21 protein-coding genes and 1 tRNA gene are annotated in these 21,468 nt (G+C 63.2%); 11 read left to right on the top strand and 11 right to left on the bottom strand.

From position 1 onward, the window contains the following. Positions 1 to 74: 74 nt before the first annotated feature. Both P3T42_RS22650 and P3T42_RS22645 read right to left on the bottom strand, forming a co-directional pair. Positions 75 to 401, bottom strand: coding sequence for an AzlD domain-containing protein (locus tag P3T42_RS22650; RefSeq protein WP_429307304.1), 327 nt, complete (start codon positions 399 to 401; stop codon positions 75 to 77). Further along, on the bottom strand, positions 398 to 1,156 hold the full coding sequence (locus P3T42_RS22645) for an AzlC family ABC transporter permease (protein ID WP_429307412.1): 759 nt from the start codon (positions 1,154 to 1,156) through the stop codon (positions 398 to 400). The genes P3T42_RS22650 and P3T42_RS22645 overlap by 4 nt, the downstream gene beginning before the upstream one ends. 236 nt (positions 1,157 to 1,392) lie before the next feature. On the opposite strand from P3T42_RS22645, the gene P3T42_RS22640 reads away from it, so the two are divergent. From P3T42_RS22640 to moaC, 7 genes are all read left to right on the top strand, one after another. Continuing rightward, positions 1,393 to 2,316: a branched-chain amino acid transaminase gene (locus tag P3T42_RS22640; RefSeq protein ID WP_074300692.1), complete on the top strand. Its 924-nt coding sequence runs from the start codon at positions 1,393 to 1,395 to the stop codon at positions 2,314 to 2,316. Between the two features lie 66 nt (positions 2,317 to 2,382). Continuing rightward, complete coding sequence (locus P3T42_RS22635; protein WP_074300693.1) at positions 2,383 to 2,577, top strand: zinc-finger domain-containing protein; 195 nt, start codon at positions 2,383 to 2,385, stop codon at positions 2,575 to 2,577. A gap of 163 nt (positions 2,578 to 2,740) precedes the next feature. Next, complete coding sequence (waaF, locus tag P3T42_RS22630) at positions 2,741 to 3,766, top strand: lipopolysaccharide heptosyltransferase II (protein ID WP_074300694.1); 1,026 nt, start codon at positions 2,741 to 2,743, stop codon at positions 3,764 to 3,766. Between the two features lie 165 nt (positions 3,767 to 3,931). Beyond that, a complete protein-coding gene (locus P3T42_RS22625) occupies positions 3,932 to 4,378 on the top strand; it encodes a nuclear transport factor 2 family protein (RefSeq protein ID WP_074300695.1) in 447 nt (148 codons plus the stop codon). 33 nt (positions 4,379 to 4,411) lie between these two features. Then, positions 4,412 to 5,476: a hydrolase gene (locus tag P3T42_RS22620; RefSeq protein WP_074300696.1), complete on the top strand. Its 1,065-nt coding sequence runs from the start codon at positions 4,412 to 4,414 to the stop codon at positions 5,474 to 5,476. Continuing rightward, positions 5,469 to 6,113 (top strand): DUF2946 family protein, encoded by a 645-nt coding sequence (locus P3T42_RS22615; protein WP_429307303.1) that lies wholly within the window; start codon positions 5,469 to 5,471, stop codon positions 6,111 to 6,113. The genes P3T42_RS22620 and P3T42_RS22615 overlap by 8 nt, the downstream gene beginning before the upstream one ends. Positions 6,114 to 6,184: 71 nt before the next feature. Further along, on the top strand, positions 6,185 to 6,661 hold the full coding sequence (gene moaC, locus P3T42_RS22610) for a cyclic pyranopterin monophosphate synthase MoaC (protein WP_074300698.1): 477 nt from the start codon (positions 6,185 to 6,187) through the stop codon (positions 6,659 to 6,661). Positions 6,662 to 6,708: 47 nt separating this feature from the next. Here moaC and P3T42_RS22605 read toward each other — a convergent pair whose 3' ends face one another. From P3T42_RS22605 to recA, 8 genes are all read right to left on the bottom strand, one after another. Next, positions 6,709 to 8,493, bottom strand: coding sequence for a PglL family O-oligosaccharyltransferase (locus P3T42_RS22605; protein WP_429307302.1), 1,785 nt, complete (start codon positions 8,491 to 8,493; stop codon positions 6,709 to 6,711). A gap of 129 nt (positions 8,494 to 8,622) precedes the next feature. Beyond that, a complete protein-coding gene (locus P3T42_RS22600; RefSeq protein ID WP_429307301.1) occupies positions 8,623 to 9,261 on the bottom strand; it encodes a pilin in 639 nt (212 codons plus the stop codon). 144 nt (positions 9,262 to 9,405) lie between these two features. Next, the gene (locus tag P3T42_RS22595; protein WP_074300700.1) at positions 9,406 to 10,143 is read right to left on the bottom strand and encodes a TerC family protein; all 738 of its coding nucleotides are present in this window, start codon (positions 10,141 to 10,143) and stop codon (positions 9,406 to 9,408) included. Between the two features lie 218 nt (positions 10,144 to 10,361). Continuing rightward, a complete protein-coding gene (sucD, locus tag P3T42_RS22590; RefSeq protein WP_074300701.1) occupies positions 10,362 to 11,243 on the bottom strand; it encodes a succinate--CoA ligase subunit alpha in 882 nt (293 codons plus the stop codon). 155 nt (positions 11,244 to 11,398) lie between these two features. Next, complete coding sequence (gene sucC / locus P3T42_RS22585) at positions 11,399 to 12,568, bottom strand: ADP-forming succinate--CoA ligase subunit beta (RefSeq protein WP_074300702.1); 1,170 nt, start codon at positions 12,566 to 12,568, stop codon at positions 11,399 to 11,401. Next, entirely contained in the window at positions 12,565 to 13,323 is a 759-nt protein-coding gene (locus tag P3T42_RS22580) for a DUF2889 domain-containing protein (protein ID WP_429307300.1), read from the bottom strand. Before P3T42_RS22580 ends, sucC begins: the two co-directional genes overlap by 4 nt. A 243-nt stretch (positions 13,324 to 13,566) precedes the next feature. Then, complete coding sequence (gene recX / locus P3T42_RS22575; RefSeq protein ID WP_429307299.1) at positions 13,567 to 14,298, bottom strand: recombination regulator RecX; 732 nt, start codon at positions 14,296 to 14,298, stop codon at positions 13,567 to 13,569. A gap of 7 nt (positions 14,299 to 14,305) precedes the next feature. Next, positions 14,306 to 15,382, bottom strand: a complete 1,077-nt coding sequence (gene recA, locus P3T42_RS22570) for a recombinase RecA (RefSeq protein ID WP_074300705.1) — start codon at positions 15,380 to 15,382, stop codon at positions 14,306 to 14,308. 232 nt (positions 15,383 to 15,614) lie between these two features. Here recA and P3T42_RS22565 point away from each other — a divergent pair, with 232 nt between their 5' ends. The 4 genes from P3T42_RS22565 to P3T42_RS22550 all read left to right on the top strand — a co-directional run bounded on the left by P3T42_RS22565 (position 15,615) and on the right by P3T42_RS22550 (position 20,026). After that, positions 15,615 to 16,397, top strand: coding sequence for a response regulator transcription factor (locus tag P3T42_RS22565; protein ID WP_074300706.1), 783 nt, complete (start codon positions 15,615 to 15,617; stop codon positions 16,395 to 16,397). Positions 16,398 to 16,406: 9 nt separating this feature from the next. Then, positions 16,407 to 17,948, top strand: a complete 1,542-nt coding sequence (locus P3T42_RS22560) for a sensor histidine kinase N-terminal domain-containing protein (protein WP_429307298.1) — start codon at positions 16,407 to 16,409, stop codon at positions 17,946 to 17,948. A 226-nt stretch (positions 17,949 to 18,174) separates the two neighbouring features. Then, entirely contained in the window at positions 18,175 to 19,833 is a 1,659-nt protein-coding gene (locus tag P3T42_RS22555; protein ID WP_074300708.1) for an MFS transporter, read from the top strand. Positions 19,834 to 19,949: 116 nt separating this feature from the next. Further along, positions 19,950 to 20,026: transfer RNA gene (locus tag P3T42_RS22550), tRNA-Met, on the top strand. Between the two features lie 172 nt (positions 20,027 to 20,198). On the opposite strand, the gene P3T42_RS22545 is transcribed toward P3T42_RS22550, so the two are convergent. Then, positions 20,199 to 21,227, bottom strand: coding sequence for a helix-turn-helix domain-containing protein (locus P3T42_RS22545; RefSeq protein WP_171991727.1), 1,029 nt, complete (start codon positions 21,225 to 21,227; stop codon positions 20,199 to 20,201). Positions 21,228 to 21,468: the final 241 nt, after the last annotated feature.

The raw sequence follows: 21,468 nt of genomic DNA, 5'->3' as shown, positions 1-21,468 counted from the left end.
TGCCCCGCGCCCGCCCGAATGTCCCGTATTTGGGAGATACGGCAGCATGCTGCATCGCAACATCGGCGCGGCGCTCACTGAAAAACAAGACGCAGAACCGTGAAGGTCAGCATCCCGACCACGATCGTGCCGAGCATCGTGCGGCGCCACAGGAACCAGGCGAGCCCGGCAAGCGTGGCGTAAAAATCGTGATTCGACAGCGCGAACGAGAGTCCGTCGGGGGTCGCCAGCACGTCCGGCAGCACCACGGCGGCGAGCGCCGCAGCCGGCGCATAACGCAGCATACGCTGGACGCGCTCCGGCAGGACGGTGCGTTCGCCGCCGATCAGGAACAGCGCGCGCGTGAGCGCCGTGACGAACATCATGCCGAAGATGGCGATCCAGATTTGCGTGCTGGTCATGGGGCATCTCCGTGGGAATCGGCGGCGGCGCTGCGGATGCGCCGCAAATCGGCCCGCTCGATCAGCAGGTCGGCGCCGCTGCCGGCGACAATCGCCGCCAGCACCGCCAACGGCAGCGCCAGCCGGTACGGCAGGTCGAAGCCGAGCAGCGCGACGATCGCGGCAATGCAGACAGCGACGAGCGTCGACCGGCTGTTGATGGCCGAGACCATCACGGGAATCAGCGCCAGCGTCCCGGCGAGCGCGAGGCCCCACTTGTCCGGAATCATGCTGGCGAGCAGGATGCCGATGATCGACGACACCTGCCAGGACAGCCAGCTCGCACTCGCCATGCCCCAGTAATAGGCTTCCTTGCCCGGCACGTAACCGGTCTGAAAGCTTTTCTTCTGAAACAGCAGATAGATGACGTCGCCGTTGAAGTAGCCGAGCACGATCCGGCGCCACATGGGCAGATAGGAGAAATGGGGCGCCAGACCCGCACTGAAGATCACAAAACGCGTATTCACCATGGCCGCGGTCAGCAGCACGGTCCAGACCGGCAATTTGGCGGCGAGCAGCGGCAGCACCGCCAGTTGCGACGAACCGGCATAGCAGAGCAGCGACATGGTGAGCGCCTGCGGCAGCGTGAGCACGGATTTGCTCATCGCGATGCCGGTGACGAGACCCCAGGAGAAGATCGCCATCAGCGTGGGCGAATAGTCGCGCAGGCCTTCGCGGAAGGCACGGCGGTGGAGATCGGACAGGCTAGCGAGCATCAGCGGACGGCGAGACGCGGGGTGGCGCCGCGACAGCATGGAGTCGGCGCCAGGTCGTCGAGCACCCGCTGGCGCATTCGGATTTGTATTATGCGTGCGCCGAATTATAGCGTCCGCCGTGCGGCCAAATGCCCGTTCCGTGTGCAAAAGACGTTAAAATAACGGACTTCGCCGCTTGCCGGACATCGGGTCGGCCTTGCGCAACACCCTTCACAAACGCACTGCTGGAGAATCGTATGTCAATGGCCGACCGCGACGGCAAGATCTGGATGGATGGCAAGCTCATCGATTGGCGCGACGCCAAGATCCACGTGCTCACGCATACCCTGCACTACGGCATGGGCGTCTTCGAGGGCGTACGCGCCTACAAGACGGCAGACGGCGGCACCGCCATTTTCCGTCTGCAGGAACACACCAAGCGCCTGCTGAATTCGGCCAAGATCTTCCAGATGGACGTACCGTTCGACCACGAAACGCTCGCCGCCGCGCAGCGCGAAGTGGTGCGCGAAAACAAGCTCGAGTCCTGCTACCTGCGCCCGATCATCTGGGTCGGCTCGGAAAAGCTCGGCGTCTCGGCCAAGGGCAACACCATCCACGTGGCGATCGCCGCCTGGCCGTGGGGCGCGTATCTGGGCGAAGACGGCCTGAAGAAAGGCATTCGCGTGAAGACCTCGTCGTTCACGCGCCACCATGTGAATGTCTCCATGGTCCGCGCCAAGGCATCGGGCTGGTACGTGAACTCGATCCTCGCTAACCAGGAAGCCACCGCCGACGGCTACGACGAAGCGCTCCTGCTCGACGTGGACGGCTACGTGTCGGAAGGTTCGGGCGAAAATTTCTTCCTCGTGAACAACGGCAAGCTGTACACGCCCGACCTGTCGTCGTGCCTCGACGGCATCACGCGCGACACGATCATCACGCTGGCGAAAGACGCCGGCATCGAAGTGATCGAAAAGCGCATCACGCGCGACGAGGTTTACACCTGCGACGAAGCGTTCTTCACCGGCACCGCCGCTGAAGTCACGCCGATCCGCGAACTCGACAACCGCACCATCGGTTCGGGCTCGCGCGGTCCGATTACGGAAAAGCTGCAAAGCGGCTTCTTCGACATCGTCAACGGCAAGAGCGAGAAGTACGCGCACTGGCTCGCGAAAATCTGATTCTGAAAATACAGCAGGCCGCCCTAGCCGGCGCGCCTGCGCCCTGTCTCCACAGAGAAAGCCCACATGAGCGAAATCAAGGAAATGCCGCTGGTCGAACTGTCGGCAAAAGACCTGCCCGCCTACTGTCCGAACCCGTCCATGGCGCGCTGGAGCGCCCATCCGCGGGTGTTTATCGACGTCACGCACGGCGAAGCGCGCTGCCCGTATTGCGGCACGCGCTACAAGCTGCGCGACGGCGAAGTGGTCAAAGGCCACTGATCGCCGCGCACCCGCTGGGCACGCCCATCACAATCAGGCCGCAACCGCGGCGAGGCCCGACACACGGGCTTCGCGCGAGGTATGCGGCCGCTTCCCTATTTAAACCCGAACGCCGCGCGCAGATAGGCGCAGCGCTTCGTTTCGACTCCGGAAATCCACCCTGATGCGTCGCGCGTTGGTTATCGCACCGAACTGGATCGGTGACGCATTGATGGCGCAGCCGTTGTTCTCGCGCCTCGTGAAACTGCATCCGCGCATCGTGATCGACGCGGTTGCGCCCTCGTGGGTCGCACCCGTACTCGAACGCATGCCCGAGATCCGCGACGTCTACGCCACGGATCTCGCGCACGGCAAGCTGCAGATGCTGCGCCGCTGGCAGTTGTCCAGCGACCTGCGCGACGTCGGCTACGACGCGGCTTACGTGCTGCCGAACTCGCTGAAATCAGCGCTGATTCCGTGGATGGCCGGTATTCCGCTGCGCATCGGCTATACCGGCGAAAGCCGCTATGGCCTGTTGAACGTGCGCCACGCGAATCCACGCAAGGACGCGCGGCCGCCGATGGTCGGCCACTACGCGGCGCTCGCCTACAAGCCGGGCGCCAAAGTGCCCGACGACCTGCCGATGCCGCGGCTCGACGCCGACCTGAACGAAGCCTCGCGCGTGTCGGCTCGCTTCAATCTGGACACGCGGGTGCCGCTGCTGGTGTTCTGCCCCGGCGCCGAATACGGTCCGGCCAAGCGCTGGCCGCCCGAGCATTTCGCGGCGCTGGCGCAAATCGTCGGCCAGTCGTTCCCCTATACGCAGATCGTCGCGCTCGGTTCGCCGAAAGACGCACCGCTCGCCCAGGCCATCGCCGAGCGCGCGCCGAACGTGCGCAACCTGTGCGGCCAGACCGCGCTGGGCGAAGCGTGCGCGCTGATCTCGCGCGCCAACGCCGTGGTCACCAACGATTCCGGACTGATGCACGTGGCGGCCGCGCTGCGCCGGCCGCTCGTGGCCGTGTACGGCTCGACCGATCCGCGCCACACGCCGCCATTGTCCGAGCTTGCGAAGGTACAATGGTTGCATCTCGAATGCAGTCCCTGTTTTGAGCGCGAGTGTCCGCTCGGTCACCTGAACTGCTTGCGGCAACTGAGCGCCGAGCAGGTTTTCGGCGATCTGCGCGGCATGCTCCTCGCGCAACGCTGAACCGTCGGACAGCCGCACGCCGCGTTGCAAGCACGCCACGCGGCGTCATCCCCGCGCCCTGGAGCGCGGGCATCCTCGCGGTTGTCCCGCCGGGTTGTTCCTGGTTGTCCTGTTTTTACTGCTGCCCCGCAACCGCGCGCGCCGCGCACAAGAGACTGACGAGCCATGCCACGTTTTGCCCACATCTTCGAAGCCGCTGCGGATACCCTCAACGCCTATTACCAGGCGGTCGCGGAGGTCAATATCGACAGTTTGATGGGCCTGTGGATCGATGAGGAATTCGCGAGCTACATCAGCGCCGACGGCGCCCACCTGCACGGTCTCGATACCATTCGCGCGGGTCTGGCCGTCCAGCTCGCAGCCACGCCGGTTTCGATCGAACCCGTCGACATCCGCGTGTACGACAGTCTCGGCACGGTGGTGTATGCGATTGCAGAAGCGCACCGCCCGGCCGATCCGAAAGTCGCGCCCACCATGGTCTTCACCACCTACGTGATGGTCCACGAGCGCGGTGAATGGAAAATCGCACATATTCACGCAAGTGCGATGCCGAACGAAGCGGCGAATCAGTTTGCTGCCAAAATGCGTCATGGTCAGGGGTCTTTGCACTGACGTTGCACGTTTCTGCTTTTTCCGGTCGCAGGTATGAGTACGACGCACAACAAGAACGCTTCCCCCGCAACTGCCGTCGTGGCGGCGGTTGAGGCGAGCGTCGACATGTTCTATCGCGCGCCGCTGTGGCTGCCGAACAGCCATGTCCAAACCATTGTTCCCGCTCTGTTCGCCCGCCTTCCCGCGGTGGCTTACCGGCGCGAGCGCTGGGATACGCCGGATGGCGATTTCATCGAACTCGACTGGCTGGTGACCGGGCCGCAGGCACCGCAAACATCGAATCACGCCGGCTCGTCCGACACTCCGCTGTTTGTCCTGTTTCACGGCCTCGAAGGAAATTCCGGCTCACACTACGCCCGCACCTTGATGGCTGCGGCGCACGCGCGCGGCTGGCACGGCGTCGTGCCGCACTTTCGGAGCTGCAGTGGACCGCTGAATCTGTTGCCGCGCTTCTATCACCTCGCCGATAGCGCCGAGGTCGACTGGGTGCTGCGACGACTGCGCGAGACGCATCGCGGCCCGATCGTCGCGGCGGGCGTTTCGCTGGGCGGCAACGTGCTGTTGCGCTGGCTCGGCGAGCGGCGCGAAGACGCGTCGTTTGTCAGCGCGGCGGCGGCGATCTCCGCCCCGCTCGACGTGCATGCCGGCGGCCGGGCGTTGTCGCAAGGCTTTGGCAAGATCTACACGCGCAACTTCCTGAAGACGCTGAAGGTGAAGGCGCTGCAGAAGCTCGAACAGTATCCGGGCCTGTTCGACGCCAACGCGGTACTCGCCAGCCGTACCATGTACGAGTTCGATAACGTCGTCACCGCGCCGCTGCACGGCTTTCGCGATGCCGACGACTATTGGACCCGGGCGACCACCCGGCCGCTGCTGCCGGAGATCACCGTGCCCACCCTCGTGCTCAATGCGCGCAACGATCCGTTCCTGCCGGGCGCGGTGCTGCCGGCGCGGCATGAGGTATCGGGCGCGGTCGAGCTCGATCAGCCGCAGCATGGCGGCCATGTCGGCTTCATGACGGGACCGTTTCCGGGGCGTATCGACTGGCTGTCGCAGCGCGTTTTCAACTACCTCACCCCATTCGTCGACCATGGATGACATCGTTCGCCAGGCGCTCGCCAAATGGCCCAACGTGCCGCATTGCACCGGCTGGCTGCTGCTCGACCGGCGCGGCAACTGGCGCATGCGCGACGAGGCGGCCCAGGCGCGTGGGGCACCGGGTGAGCCGATCCGCCATGCGGCGTTGCTGGCGTTCATCAACCGGAACTATGAAGCGGATCCCAGCGGGCAGTGGTTCTTTCAGAACGGGCCGCAGCGGGTGTATGTGGAGTTGGGTTATACGCCGTGGGTGGTTCGGCTTGCTGCGGCTGACGATGGTGGCAGTGGCGCGAGTGACGGCGACGGCGATGACGGCGGCGATGGCTCGCTGACGCTGACGTTGACGGATCAGGCGGGAAACGCGTTTGAGCCTGTCGCGGCGTATCTGGATGATGAAGGCGGTGTGCTGTTCACGGACTCATCGACGCCGCCGCGTATCGCCGTGCTGCACGATCACGATCTCGATCTGTTCTCTGAGCACGCCGAACTGGCGGAGGACGGTCACAGCGGGCGGTTCCACTGGCGCGACGGCATCACGCTGCCGTTGCAGCCCGTAACGCATGCCGATGTGGCGGCGCGGTTTGGTTTTGTGGCGAGTCCGGCGCAGGCGGTTGTTCAAAAAGGCGCGGGGTTGTAGTTGGCCGGCAGCGAGGCCATCGCCCGCGGCACCGCGCTGTTAAGATAAGCGCCCTCAGAAGGAGCCCCACCATGCCTGAACTCACTCACTTCGACGCCGCCGGCCAAGCGCATATGGTGGACGTCGGCGCCAAACAGGAAACCAAACGCATCGCCATTGCGCGCGGCTCGATCCGCATGTTGCCGGAGACGTTTGCGCTGATCCGCGACGGCAACGCGAAGAAAGGCGATGTGATCGGGATCGCGCGCATCGCCGCGATTCAAGGCGCGAAGCGCACCGCCGATCTGATTCCGCTGTGTCATCCGCTCGCGCTAACGCGCGTCAAGGTGGATTTCGAACTCGACGAGACGCTCCCTGGCGTGCATTGCACGGTGCAGGTGGAAACGTTGGGGCGCACGGGCGTGGAGATGGAAGCGCTGACCGCCGTACAGGTGGGTCTGCTGACCGTGTACGACATGTGCAAGGCGGTGGATCGCGGCATGACGATCACCGATGTGAAAGTGCTGGAGAAGCACGGCGGGAAGTCGGGAGATTGGGTGGCGGCTTAAGCGCCGCTGCGCCCAACCGCCCCCCTCAAGCCGGACAGCGACGGCGCTCAGTTGTCGCTGTCGTCATCGTCCTGGTTGACGTCCTTCGGCGGCGTACCGTACCGCTTGACGAGTTCCGCCTTGAAGCTCGCGAGGCTCTTCTGCTCATCGCACAGTTCGTACAGATAGCCCTGCTGCGACGGCCAGTCATGCAGCTCCTCCGAAAAAATCTTCAGACGCGCCACGGTATCGAAGGCGGCATTCGTATCGCCGCTCAGCGCCTGCAGCACCGCATAGCGACGCAATACCGTTTCCCCCGGCAGCAGCGCAAGCGCCTGCTTGTGCATGGCCAGCTTGTGATCCAGATCCATCGCGTTCATCGGCAACAGCGTCGCCATCCCGTATTCGCCCCACGCGCGGAACAGGAACGACGGATCGTCGGCATACTGCTCGGCCGGACGCGCGCCGTAGTACAGCACCTCGGCGCGGTTATAGTCGCGGCAGACCGGATACAACGCCGCCAACCCACCGAACACGATGACCGCGTAGACGCCAAACGACACGCGCCCCGGCACCAGTCGCAACGAACGCGTTTCCAGCAGACCGAACACGAACATCGCCGGCAGCAGGAAGAACATGTATTGCTGCGGATACTCGACCAGTGCATGCATCACCAGCACGCCAATCAACGCGATGCCGAACACGCGCGCCGCAGTGTGCGGTGCACGCACCACGCGCACGAGCCAGGCCAGCAGACCCAGCAGCACGATCGCCAAGCCGATCAGCCCGGTCTTGCCCAACAGATCGAGGAAGATGTCGTGCGAGTTGTTGGCAATCTCGACGCCGCCCAGCGTGCGGACAAAATCGTACTGGTAACGCGGAAACTCGCCCCAGCCGACGCCCAGCAACGGGTGTGTCTTGAACATCGTCCAGCCGTATTTCCACAGCGCGAGGCGCGGGGCAATCTGGCCAGCGTCCTTGAAGCGGTCGGCCGCGGACTCCGCCAGATCGAGCTGGTAGTGCACGTTGGCCCAACGGACCACGGCATTGACGATGAAGAACAACACGCCAAGCGCCACGGGAATCAGCCATTCGCGGTTACTGCGGCGCAAGGCGGGATTGCTGCGGATTTCGGCAAACGCCATCCAGAAACCGGCCACCACGATCACACCCATCTGCAGCCACGGACCACGCGAAACAGTCAGCGCCAGCCCCGTCGAGAAAATAATCGACAGCAATGCCCACGCGATCACCGGCAAGCGCCGCGTCTGCACGAGGAACAGGGCGCCGGCCATCGCGAAGGCAATATAGGTGGCGAGGTGATTGGCCTGCGCCATATTGCCGAACGGCCGGCGATCGACCGTGATGTTGTACGCGACGACCAGCGGCGTCACCTTGGTCTCCAGATGAAACACCTGGATTACCTGGCAGAACACCGCGAACAGCCCGCCGACGATCAGCGCCGCCGCCGCCCAGCGCAGCACCGTCTCGGTCATCTTGACCCGGGTGAAGCTGTAGCCGGCGTGAGTCGCCATGAAGGCCGCCAGCAGGTAGCCGCCGCCGAGCCAGTTCATCGACGGCTGGGCGACCGGCAGCACGAACGTCTGCGCGACCAGCAGCAGCCCAAACAGCAAGGGCACCAGCGCGACCACCGGCGACGCAAACGTGACGCGCGAGCGCTCCGTCCAGACCAGCAGCACAACGGCGGCGCTGGTCAGCACGTACAGCGTCAACGCGGTAAATTCCGCGTAAAACGTCGGGATCGGATACGTATGGTTGACTACGGCGTAAGGAAGAATCAACGCACAAGCCAGCAGTACCAGAGATAAATAGCGCGCAAATGGGGTGGGCATGAGTAACCGGGGGCGTCAGCAACCGGCGCACTATACAAAAAAATCCTCCCGCTGTGCGCCGGACAGCCCAAATATCCCGAAATCACACAGCTCCGGCACCCTTACGCCATCTCCACGCCTGACTGAGCCTCAACTCCGGCATTCAGGCGGCGCCAGGTTAGACGGTAAGGTCGGCGCGTCGGCAGGTGCCGGCCCAGCACCCGGCGCGGGCAATGACGACGCGCTCTTGCCGCCGGCAAAACACTCCCAGGTCACCGTTCCCGGTTGGGTCGCGCCCTTGACCAGCGCGACCCGTGCAGTCGGCGTATCGGCGTTGTCGGGCACCGACGGCACCAGCACCAGCGTATTCGAGCCGGCCGGCGCCACGCGTGTGGAGTAGGCGACGGTGATCTGGCCGGTATCGTCATCGACGCTCACGGACTCGACGTTGCGCGTGGCCGTAGGCGGGGCATAGCCGCCGCCGAGCGCGCTGCCGCTGGCCGCGTTTTCCGCCACCGCAAGCCGCGCCGAAGCGGCGAGCGACAAGCCCTCGCCCACGCGGCTGCGGGCCAGATAGTCCTGGTAGGCGGGAATCGCATACGCGGCGATCACCCCGACGATGGCGAGCACGATCATCAGTTCGATCAGCGTGAAGCCGAGCTTGCGGCTGGCGCGCACGATCCGCGCGGGCCATTGCACGCCGGGGTCGGCGATGGGTGCGCCCGAGGCAGGGTCGTCGCGCCGCAACAGGACGCAACGGAATGAAGAGGTGAGAACAGTAACGGTCATCGGCAGGCTCCTGAAACGAAAAACGCCTGCTCCGTGAATCGGAACAGGCGCCTTGATCGTAGCCAGCCGCGCGGATCCTAAACAGTCAGCCGAATGGCTAACGCGAGGCCTCTACTGCCGGATGGTCCGCAGACCACGCCACCCTCAATGCGAAGGTGGCGGCGCGCCGGGCGGCAACTGTCCGGCGGCCCGGCTCGCGTTGCGGCGCTTGAGCAGGTAGCCGAGGATCACCACGAATAGCGCACCGGCGATACTCGTGCCGTACTCGGCCACCGGCGAGTCGAGGATCGGCCAGCGGTCGCCGGCCGGGTCGTTGATGATGAGGCCGCCGGCAATCCAGCCCAGCAGTGCCGCCCCGAGCGTAATGACGATGGGAAAGCGGTCCAGCAGTTTCAGCACCAACTGACTGCCCCACACGATCAGCGGGATGCTCACGATCAGCCCGAAGATCACCAGCGCGAGGCGATGCTCCGGATCGGCCGCTTCGGCCGCGCCGGCAATCGCGATGACGTTGTCGAGGCTCATCACCGCGTCCGCGACGATAATGGTTTTGATCGCGGTGATCAGCTTGTCGGCGGGCTTGATGCTGTCGTGGGCATCGTGCGCGGGCGCCATCAGACGCACGCCGATCCACAGCAGCAGCAGGCCGCCGGCGAATTTCAGCAACGGCACGTCGAGCAGCACCACCGCGAACGCGATCAGCGCGACACGCAGCACGATCGCCCCGGCCGTGCCCCACAAAACGCCCTTCACGCGCTGAGACGCCGGCAGGTTGCGGCAGGCGAGCGCAATCACCACCGCGTTATCGCCACCCAGCAGGATGTCGATCACGATGATCTGAATGACGGCGCCCCAATGGAGCGTGGTGAAGAACTCGAGCATGAACAGAAAACCAAAGAATGCAGAGCGCGCAGTCGACCGCGATGAGGCTGCATGGGACCAGAGTAAGCGCGAACTCTGACCGACAGCCAAAGCGCTAACTCTGGTCGACAAAAAAGCGAGGGAGCAATTACTCGCTCCCTCGCTTTAGGACTGCGCTCTTACGAAAGGAGTTCGTAAGAGTATCAAAAAACAGGCCGATCTGGCCGGCCTATTTCGATTTACAGCATCGCCTTCAGAAGACGCGCCATTTCCGACGGGTTCTTCGTGACCTTGATACCGCAAGCTTCCATGATTTCCAGCTTGGCTTCTGCCGTATCGGCACCGCCCGAGATCAGCGCGCCAGCGTGACCCATGCGCTTGCCGGCCGGAGCCGTGACACCCGCGATGAAGCCAACCACCGGCTTCTTCATGTTGCCCTTGATCCACTCAGCGGCATTCGCTTCGTCCGGACCGCCGATCTCGCCGATCATGATGACGGCGTCCGTATCCGGATCGTCGTTGAACATCTTCATGACGTCGATGTGCTTCAGACCGTTGATCGGGTCGCCGCCGATACCGACTGCCGACGACTGGCCGAGGCCGATCGCCGTCAACTGGCCGACTGCTTCATACGTCAGCGTGCCCGAACGCGACACGACGCCGATGCGGCCCTTGCGGTGGATGTGACCCGGCATGATGCCGATCTTCAGTTCGTCCGGCGTGATCGTGCCCGGGCAGTTCGGTCCGAGCAGCAGCGTCTTGCGGTTTTCGCGACGCATACGGTCCTTGATCTCGATCATGTCGCGGACAGGAATGCCTTCCGTGATACAGATTGCGAGATCCAGATCCGCCTCGACGGCTTCCCAGATTGCTGCCGCTGCGCCTGCCGGCGGAACGTAGATAACCGAAACGGTTGCGCCGGTTTCAGCCGCCGCTTCCTTCACGCTTGCGTAGATAGGAATGCCTTCGAAATCTTCGCCGGCCTTCTTCGGGTTCACGCCGGCGACGAAAGCTTCGCGGCCGTTTGCGTATTCACGGCAAGCACGCGTGTGGAACTGACCGGTCTTGCCGGTAATGCCCTGCGTGATGACCTTGGTGTCTTTGTTGATCAGAATCGACATGTATTGACCTCTGTTCGTCTGGCGCCGCGAGCGGGGCGGGATTGTTCTTCACCCGCGTCGCTCACGCGCCGCCATTCGTAATCCTGGTTAATCCTTGGCAAACCCGCCCTGGCAAACCCGCCTTGGCAAATTCGCCTGGAAAACGCCCGGCAGGCTTACGCCTTGCCCGCAGCGGCCGCGACGACCTTCTGAGCCGCTTCTTCCATGCTGTCTGCCGCGATGATCGGCAGGCCGGATTCAGCCAGCATCTTCTTGCCCAGGTCTTCGTTCGTGCCCTTCATGCGGACCACGAGCGGCACCTTCAGCGAGACAGCCTTCGAAGCCGCGATCACGCCTTCCGCGATCACGTCGCAGCGCATGATGCCACCGAAAATATTGACCAGAATGGCCGTCAGATTCGGGTTCTTCAGCATGATCTTGAACGCTTCCGTGACCTTCTCGGTCGTGGCGCCACCGCCCACGTCCAGGAAGTTCGCCGGTTCGCCGCCGAACAGCTTGATGGTGTCCATCGTTGCCATTGCAAGGCCAGCGCCGTTCACGAGGCAGCCGATGTTGCCGTCGAGCGAGATGTACGCGAGGTCGAACTTCGATGCTTCGACTTCAGCCGGATCTTCTTCGTCCAGATCGCGGTAAGCCACGATTTCCGGATGACGGAACAGGGCGTTCGAGTCGAAGTTGAACTTGGCGTCCAGCGCGATGACCTTGCCGTCGCCGGTCAGGATCAGCGGGTTGATTTCGGCCAGCGATGCGTCGGTGTCCCAGAACGCCTTGTACAGGCCTTGCAGGATCGCGCGTGCTTGCGGCAACGAAGCGGCGGGCACGCCGATCTTCGTGGCGAGTTCATCCGCTTCCGAATCTTTCAGACCGACCGACGGGTCGACAGCGATCTTGTGGATCAGCTCAGGCGTCTTTTCCGCGACTTCTTCGACGTCCATGCCGCCTTCGCTCGAAGCCATCACGACGACTTTCTGCGAGACGCGATCGATCACGAGGCCGACATACAGTTCCTTCTTGATGTCAGCGCCTTCTTCGATCAGCAGGCGATTCACCTTCTGGCCTTCCGGGCCAGTCTGGTGCGTGACGAGTTGCATGCCGAGGATCTGGTTCGAGTATTCACGAACCTGTTCCAGCGACTTTGCGACCTTCACGCCGCCACCCTTGCCACGGCCACCCGCGTGGATCTGAGCCTTCACGACCCATACCGGGCCGCCGAGCTCTTCAGCGGCCTTGACCGCGTCATCCACCGAGAAGACCGGCTTGCCGCGCGGTACCGCGACGCCGAATTTCCGCAGGATTTCCTTACCCTGGTACTCGTGAATCTTCATGCGTGATTCCCTTCAGTCTGAGAGTTGGATTGAACTTCGTTTCCGCTGCTGTCGTTCAAACGGGACGTGCCGGCGCCGTTGCCGTTTCCGGCGGCGTGGCGTGTTTGTTCGCTTGCTGTATCCGCACGCTCCGCTGAACGCGGCGCGTGGCCATACCAGCGCGGATAAAACTGTCGCACCGCCTCGCCGTCGAATCGCAGCGCGTGGCAGCGACCCAGCTGGAATGGCGGCTTGTCGTTTGAGTGTTCGTCTGAGGCTTTGGGTGAACCGTCCCCTGATGCGTCCCCTGGAGCCGCTTCGTGCGGCGGCTTACTATCGTTCGTGTTCCACACTTCACCGGCGAACGCCTGAATGGCGGCCGTGGGAAGGAAAGCGCACAACTCGGTGAGATGCGTGCAACCTGCCGTGCCTCCCAGCAAACGGGCGGCTTCGCGGCGAAAGTTGTTGAACAGATTGAGCCCGATGAGGGCCCGATAGGCGGGATTGGTGGCTTCGCACAGACCGGGATAGGGCACCCAGTCGGACGACGCTTGCGCGTCGACAACGTTGAGCTTGCGATCGATCGTAATGCGGAGCCAGAGTTCATGGATCGGCAGACCGTTGGGCCGGACGCCCGACGCAAGTGCCACATCACGTGGCTTTTGGTCGGTGAGACACGCCTCTATGTCCCACAGGCCGTCCTCGCGCTCATAGGCTTCCGCACGAATTGCGCGGCGATGGCGCAACTGACGGGAGACGGGCGGGGAAAGCGGCATGCGGAAGGAAAAGGCCGAATTGGAAAACCCCTTGATTTTAGCATACCGGGTATTTGAGACAGGTTGGATTGTGCATAGCACCAATCCGGGGCCGGCGGATGCGGCCTGGTGTCGCGTCGGGCGTGGGCGCCAAACGGTTCGGACGGGGGTGTGGGTTGCTGGGTGGTGTGGGTGTGAGTTGCTGGGTCCGGCTGCGTCCTGGCTGCGGCCCGCTGCGCGTCTGATGTTAGCCGTCGTTAGCCGTTAGCCGTCAGCCCACTCGTCCTCGATGCCCTTAAGGATCTTGCTGATCGTCGCGCCGGAGAATCCGCGCGCGGCGAGAAAGCGCGCCTGCTTTGCTCGCTCAGCCTGGGTTTGCGGAAGCTCGCCGTATTTCTTGCGCCAGACCGCCTGGGCACGCGCCAGTTCGGTTTCGCGCAACTGGGCGCTCGCCTCCTCGATCAACGTCTGGCCGACCGCGTGCCGCTTCAACTCACCGACAATCCGGTTGGCGCCAAGACGTGACGAGCGACGGTGGACCAGGCTCTCGGCGAAACGCGAATCGGATAGCCAACCCTCGCTTTCAAGCGAATCGAGCAAAGTCTCCAGAGAATCGGTCTCTTCGACGAAGGGCGTCAGCTTGCGCGCGAGTTCGGCGCGGCTGTATTCGCGGCGGGACAGGTAACCGAGCGCGCGGCCTTTCAGCGAACGAGCGGGGCGCTGGGATTTTGCGGCGCGGTCGTCATCGGACGGCGCCTCGCCGGGCGTGCGGCGCGAGCGGGTGTAGGTGGTTTCTGCGGAAGCGCTGGCGGCATCGCCAGAATCCGGCGATGTGGAACTGCCGGAAGTACGTTGAGACGCAGACGCGCGGCCCGAAGCCTGATCGTGCGCGTCGAAAGACTCGAACGGGTCGAAGGAGTCTCCGTCGGGATCACCGTCACGCGGGCCGTCCGCATCACGTCCTGCATGAGATACAGGCCGGCCCTTGCGTATCACGCGACGATCACTCCTCTTCGCCCGCGACTTCAGCGCTTGCGCCCACGGCGGCTTCCGCCATTGCGTTCACGCCCAGCGATTCACGGATGCGATTTTCGATTTCGCGTGCGATCTCGGGATTCTCACGCAGGAATTCACGTGCGTTGTCTTTACCCTGACCGATCCGGTCGCCGTTGTAGCTGTACCAGGCGCCAGCCTTGTCGACGATCTTCGCCGACACACCCAGGTCGATCACTTCACCCTGACGCGAAATGCCTTCGCCGTACAGGATGTCGAAAATCGCCTCGCGGAACGGCGGCGCGACCTTGTTCTTGACGACCTTCACGCGCGTTTCGTTGCCGATCACTTCGTCGTTCTTCTTGATCGAACCGATCCGGCGAATGTCCAGACGCACCGACGCGTAGAACTTCAGCGCATTACCACCCGTGGTGGTTTCCGGGTTGCCGAACATCACACCGATCTTCATACGGATCTGGTTGATGAAGATGACGAGGCAGTTCGTACGCTTGATCGTGCCGGTGAGCTTGCGCAGCGCCTGCGACATCAGACGCGCTTGCAGACCCGGCAGCGAGTCGCCCATTTCGCCTTCGATTTCAGCCTTCGGCACCAGTGCCGCGACCGAGTCGATCACGATCATGTCGATGGAACCCGAACGCACCAGCGCGTCGCAGATTTCCAGCGCCTGTTCGCCCGTGTCCGGCTGCGAAACCAGCAGATCGTTCACGTTCACGCCGAGCTTGCCGGCGTATTGGATGTCCAACGCGTGTTCCGCGTCGATAAACGCTGCTGTGCCGCCGAGCTTCTGCATTTCGGCGACAACCTGCAGTGTCAGCGTGGTTTTACCCGACGATTCCGGCCCGTAGATTTCGACCACACGGCCACGCGGCAAACCGCCGACACCCAGTGCGATGTCAAGACCCAGCGATCCCGTTGAGACCACCTGGATATCTTCGACTACCTCACCTGCGCCGAGTCGCATGACCGACCCTTTGCCGAACTGTTTTTCAATCTGCGCGAGCGCGGCAGCCAATGCCTTGCTCTTTTCAGCAGTCAGTCCAGCCGAGCCTTTCTTGCTTTCTTCCATGAATCGTCCTTTGCTATGATGAACGGCGTCTGAGGCAGATGTGCAGCCCATTCATCACGGACAGCACGCTAAACGCAGACACTGTATAAAAAAACAGTAGTTTTGGCAAGCACGATTCGCACGTGGAGACATTTATGTGCGATCGGGGTGCGCCACACTACCCACAAAAATCGTTGGAGACCGCTGCGCGCCGGGCGATATCACGGTGCCGGCAAAGCCAGGCTGGCGCATCATGCGAATTCTCATTGCCGAAGATGACAGCATACTCGCGGACGGTCTCGTTCGATCACTCCGCCAATCGGCATACGCCGTTGATCACGTGAAGAACGGCGTCGAAGCCGATACCGCGCTGTCGATGCAAACGTTCGACCTGCTGATACTCGATCTCGGCCTGCCGCGCATGTCCGGGCTTGAGGTGCTGCGCCGTCTGCGGGCGCGCAATTCGAACCTGCCGGTGCTGATCCTGACCGCGGCGGACAGCGTCGACGAACGCGTCAAAGGCCTCGACCTCGGCGCCGACGACTATATGGCCAAGCCCTTCGCCCTCAACGAACTCGAGGCGCGCGTGCGGGCGCTGACCCGCCGCGGCGCGGGCGGCGGCCCGACGGTGGTGCGGCATGGCTCGCTGTCGTTCGATCAGGTTGGCCGGATCGCTTATATCAACGAGCAGGTGATCGAGTTGTCCGCGCGCGAACTGGGCCTGCTCGAAGTGCTGCTGCAGCGGATCGGCCGGCTGGTGTCGAAAGAGCAACTGGTCGATCACCTGTGCGAATGGGGCGAAGAGGTCAGCAACAACGCGATCGAAGTCTACGTGCACCGGCTGCGCAAGAAGATCGAGCCGAGCGGTGTGCGCATCATCACCGTGCGCGGCCTCGGCTACTGCCTGGAAAAGGCCACCTCGGCCACGCCGGCCGGAGCGGCGTCCGACACGCACGCCTCACGCTCGACGCCCGAACCGGCCGCGCCCGCCTCGCCCGCATCCAGCGCGATGCCCGCGAGCCACCACTTCAAATAGAGACCACCCATGTCCGCACGCGTAGAGCGCGCCACAGCGCAAGCGGCGGACCTCGACGACGAGGCGCGCGACGCCCGCTACGCGAACCCGTTCGCGCCGCCCGACGAAACCGAAGCCGCCGCCGAGGCCCGGCCGCGCTCGCTGTTCGGCGAAATTCTCGACTGGATGCTGGCGCCGCTACTGCTGCTGTGGCCGATGAGCATTGCGGTCACGTATCTGGTCGCCAAGTCGATCGCCAACGGCCCGTTCGACCGCGCGCTCGAAACCGATGCCTATGTGCTGGCGCGGCAGATCCATCCGGTCAACGGCGTCGCCGAACTGTCGCTGCCCGATGCGACGCGTGACTTCCTGAGTGCGGACAACGTCGACAAGGTGTTCTACCAGGTGCTCGGCACGCGCGGCGAACTGGTGGGCGGCGATCGCGACATGCCGCTGCCGCACGAGGAAGACCGGCCGCCGCCGGGGCTCGTCGAGTTCCGCGACGACGTGCTGCGCGGCAACGACATCCGCGTCGCCTATACGACGGTCGAGTTTCCACAGACGCCTGGCGCGCTGCCGGTGCTGGTGCAGGTGGGCGAGACGCTCGACAAGCGCAGCCAGCTCGCCAACGACATCATCAAAGGCGTAATCCTGCCGCAGTTCGTGATCCTGCCGCTGGCGATCGTGCTGGTGTGGTTCGGACTGTCGCGCGGGCTCGCGCCGCTGCACGCGCTGCAAGCCCATATCCGGGCGCGGCGTCCGGACGACCTGTCGCCGCTCGAATCGCGCCGCGCACCGCCGGAGATCGAACCGCTGGTCACGTCGTTCAACGACCTGCTAACGCGTCTCGAACAGAATATGGAGCTGCAAAAGCGCTTCATCGCCGATGCAGCCCACCAGATGAAGACCCCGCTCGCCGGCCTGCGCACCCAGGCCGAGCTGGCGCTGCGCCAGGACGTGTCCGAGGAAGTGCACCGCTCGCTCGAGCAGATCGCCACCAGCTCCGAACACGCGGCGCGGCTCGTCACACAGTTGCTGGCGTTGGCGCGGGCGGAAAACCGGCTGTCGGGGCAGATTTTTGCGCCGGTCGAGATCACCGAGGTTGCCCGCAACGCGGTACGCGACTGGGTGCAGGCCGCGCTCGCCAAGCAGATGGATCTCGGCTACGAAGGGCCGGACGAAGCGGTGGAAATAGACGGCAGTCTGCTGATGTTGCGCGAGATGCTCTCCAACCTGATCGACAACGCGATCCGCTACACACCGGCCGGCGGACGTATCACCGTGCGGGTGAGGCCGGACGCGGCCACGCGGCAGGTCCATCTGGAGGTGGAAGACACCGGCCTCGGCATTCCGGTCGCGGAACGGGCGCGGGTGATCGAACGCTTCTACCGGATTCTCGGCCGGGAGGGCGACGGCAGCGGGCTTGGCCTCGCCATCGTCCGCGAGATCGCAACCATGCACGGCGGCACGCTGACGATCGACGACAACGTCTATCAATCGGCGCCGCGGCTGGCCGGCACACTCGTGCGCGTCAGCTTAAAGGTACGCGAAACGGCCCGGGACTTACCCTAACCGCCCGGCGCCCAGAAAATATAAATTCGCGAGATGCCGACAATTTATTTGACGATGCTCGACACTTGAATGCATCTTGGCAGACAAAGACCGCATCCGACCCCACCTCCCTATTCTCTTTGTTTTGAGATACCGCGTCAGTAGGCCGTAAGTTTCCACTCCAATAATCCGATCACGGGCGCGTCTTCCGGGCGGGCCGCGTATATATCAATATTGGAGACGACATATGGCAACCGTTGGCGGGCAAATCTCCCACGTGCCGATGACGCACGAAGAGAAGCGAGTAATCTTCGCATCGTCGCTAGGCACGGTTTTCGAGTGGTACGACTTCTACCTGGCCGGCTCACTCGCGATCTACATTAGCAAGAGCTTTTTCTCCGGGGTCAATCCCACCGCAGCCTTCATCTTTACGCTGCTCAGCTTCGCGGCAGGCTTCGCCGTGCGGCCGTTCGGCGCGATTGTGTTCGGGCGTCTCGGCGATATGGTCGGGCGCAAGTACACGTTCCTGATCACCATCGTGATCATGGGCGTCTCGACTTTCCTGGTCGGTTTTCTGCCCGGATACGCGGCGATCGGCATGGCTTCGCCGGTGATCTTCATCGCGATGCGGCTGCTGCAGGGCCTCGCGCTCGGCGGCGAGTACGGCGGCGCGGCGACTTACGTCGCGGAACACGCACCGGCCGGCCGGCGCGGCTTCTACACTGCCTGGATCCAGACGACGGCCACGCTCGGCCTGTTCCTGTCGTTGCTCGTGATTCTCGGCGTGCGGACGTCGATCGGCGAGGACGCGTTCGGCGTCTGGGGATGGCGCGTGCCGTTCATTGCATCGATCATCCTGCTGGCGGTCTCGGTGTGGATCCGCTTGAAACTGCATGAATCGCCGGCATTCGAACGCATCAAGTCGGAAGGCAAGACCTCCAAGGCGCCGCTGACCGAAGCATTCGGCCAATGGAAGAACCTGAAGATCGTGATTCTCGCGCTCATCGGGCTGACGGCCGGCCAGGCCGTGGTCTGGTACACGGGGCAGTTCTACACGCTGTTCTTCCTGACGCAGACGCTCAAGGTTGCCGGTTCGAGCGCCAACATCCTGATTGCGCTGGCTCTGCTGATCGGCACGCCGTTCTTCCTGTTCTTCGGCTCGCTGTCGGACCGGATCGGCCGCAAGCCGATCATCATGGCCGGCCTGCTGATCGCCGCGTTGACGTACTTCCCGCTGTTCAAGGCGCTCACGCACTTCACCAACCCGGCGCTCGAAGCCGCGACGCAAAAGTCGCCGATCGTGGTGATCGCCAATCCGGATGAGTGTTCGTTCCAGTTCAACCCGGTGGGTACGGCGAAGTTCACCTCGTCGTGCGACATTGCGAAGAGCGCGCTGTCGAAGGCGGGCTTGAACTACGACAACGTTGCGGCGCCGGCCGGCACCCTCGCGCAGATCAAGGTGGGCGATACGGTGATCAACACGTTCGACGGCAAGGCGGCGGACGCGAAGGCGCAGGGCAAGGCGTTCGACGAGTCGCTCGGCTCGACGCTCAAGGCCGCCGGCTATCCGGCCAAGGCCGATCCGTCGCAGATCAACTGGCCGATGAGCGTGGTGATCCTGACCATCATGATGATCTACGTGACGATGGTGTATGGGCCGATTGCGGCAATGCTGGTGGAGATGTTCCCGACGCGGATCCGCTATACGTCGATGTCGCTGCCGTATCACATCGGCAATGGCTGGTTCGGCGGGTTCCTGCCGGCTACCGCGTTCGCCATCGTGGCGGCGAAGGGCAATATCTACTCAGGGCTGTGGTATCCGATTGTGATCGCGCTCATCACGTTTGTGATTGGCGTGCTGTTCGTCAAGGAAACCAAGGACTCGGATATTTACGCGAAGGATTGAGGCTTGCGCCTCCCGCCGCCGGGTCCGGTTAGGGTCTCGGCGGTGAAGGGTGAAAATGTTGGGCGGCAGGGGTTGACAGCTCCCACCGCCATCTTCATAATCTCGCTTCTTCTTTAGGCGAATTAGCTCAGCCGGTTAGAGCGACGGAATCATAATCCGCAGGTCCGGGGTTCGAATCCCTGATTCGCCACCAGTTTCGCTGACGGCCCCGCCCCTCTTCACTGAGCGGCGGGGCTTGTTGTTTGGGCGGTAAACTCGCGCGCTGCCGGCGAGGCCGTGCGCGTTGACACCCAGACTCAACGGTATGGCGAAGGATAGGGTCGCGCTTTCGCGCTTGATGTTTTACGCCATTCGGACCGCCTTTGTCATGCCCGCAGACTGATCACCGCCGCGCGCATCGCCTCCAGGTTGTCCATCGCGGCATCCACGGTGGTCTTTTTCGGCGCCAACTGCTCCCCACGCGCCTCGCTAGGTGCGCATCCGAAACGTTCCTTGAACGCGCGCGCAAATGTCGTCTCGCTCGCGAACCCCACGCCATAACCGATCTCGCCGACGCGCTCACGCAGCCGCTTCGGGTCGACCAGGCGACGCATCGCCTCATCCAACCGGCGTTCCCGAACGTGTTTAGCCACCCCGCCCGATACCGCAAAAAGGTCATAGAGAGCGGTTCGGGAAACCTTTAGCGCTTTGCAGAGCGACGCGACGCCCAGTTCAGGATCGATCAAATGGCGTTCAATGTGCGCCTCTGCTTGCGTGCGCAGCATCGGGGCCAGGCGCGGGTCGTCTTTTGTGACTTCACGCTTAATCGCCTTCGGCAACAGGCACGCAGCGAGCAATTCCAGCGTGGCCTCCGCCGCAACGCTCGATTGCTCGTCCGTCATCTCGCTCAAGACCTGTGCCAAGGCGCGCATGTGAGACGCGACGAGCGCGCCGACAGGGTCAGCCGCATCCCAACAGGCGCCGTGCAGAACAGCCCCTTGAGGCATGCGTTTGTCCAGCGCTCGCCGTGGAATGCTCAGAGTCAGCATGGGTGCATCACGCGCAAAGCCAATGTTTTCGCGCGACATGTCGCGAACAGCGACGGAGTTGAGCGGCACTCGCTGCTCGCCCTCCGCGGACGCCGACATCAGTTCGCCGCCAAGCAGGCAGTGGACGAGGTATTGGTCCAAATCGGAAGTCGCGATGCGCTTCCGCGTCCGCCGGAATTGCACTTCGTCTTTCGCGGCGTGATGTGTGAGCAGCATCGTGCCGCCAAGGCTCCAAGCGGTTATCTGGGCGGCCAGATCTGATTTCGACCGCTCAATCTCATACATGGGGCGCATCACTTCGCGCCAAATTTCTTCCGCGTCGTCCGCTTTAAGGCGCGCGCTATCAAATCGCAATGGCTGCGGCATTGACAACCCCTTTTGGCTTTTCCGCATCTTATTCGCGAAACCTGTCATTCAAAAGATCGAGAACTCACAAAACGACACGTTGGACAAAACGACGGGTTTTCGTGGACAAAATGAGGGACGCTCCGGGTGCCTTTTGTCGATCATTTGCACAACGGTCAGGGCGCGACGGCAAACAACAAAGTCGCTCCGACCATCATCGGGGAATCGTCATGTCGAGAACTATCAATCCAAACGCAGGCCG

The sequence above is a fragment of the Paraburkholderia sp. GAS38 genome, from assembly GCF_050434965.1.
GTDB classification, from domain to species: Bacteria; Pseudomonadota; Gammaproteobacteria; order Burkholderiales; family Burkholderiaceae; genus Paraburkholderia; species Paraburkholderia phenazinium_A.
This window is presented reverse-complemented; position numbering and strand designations above follow the sequence as displayed.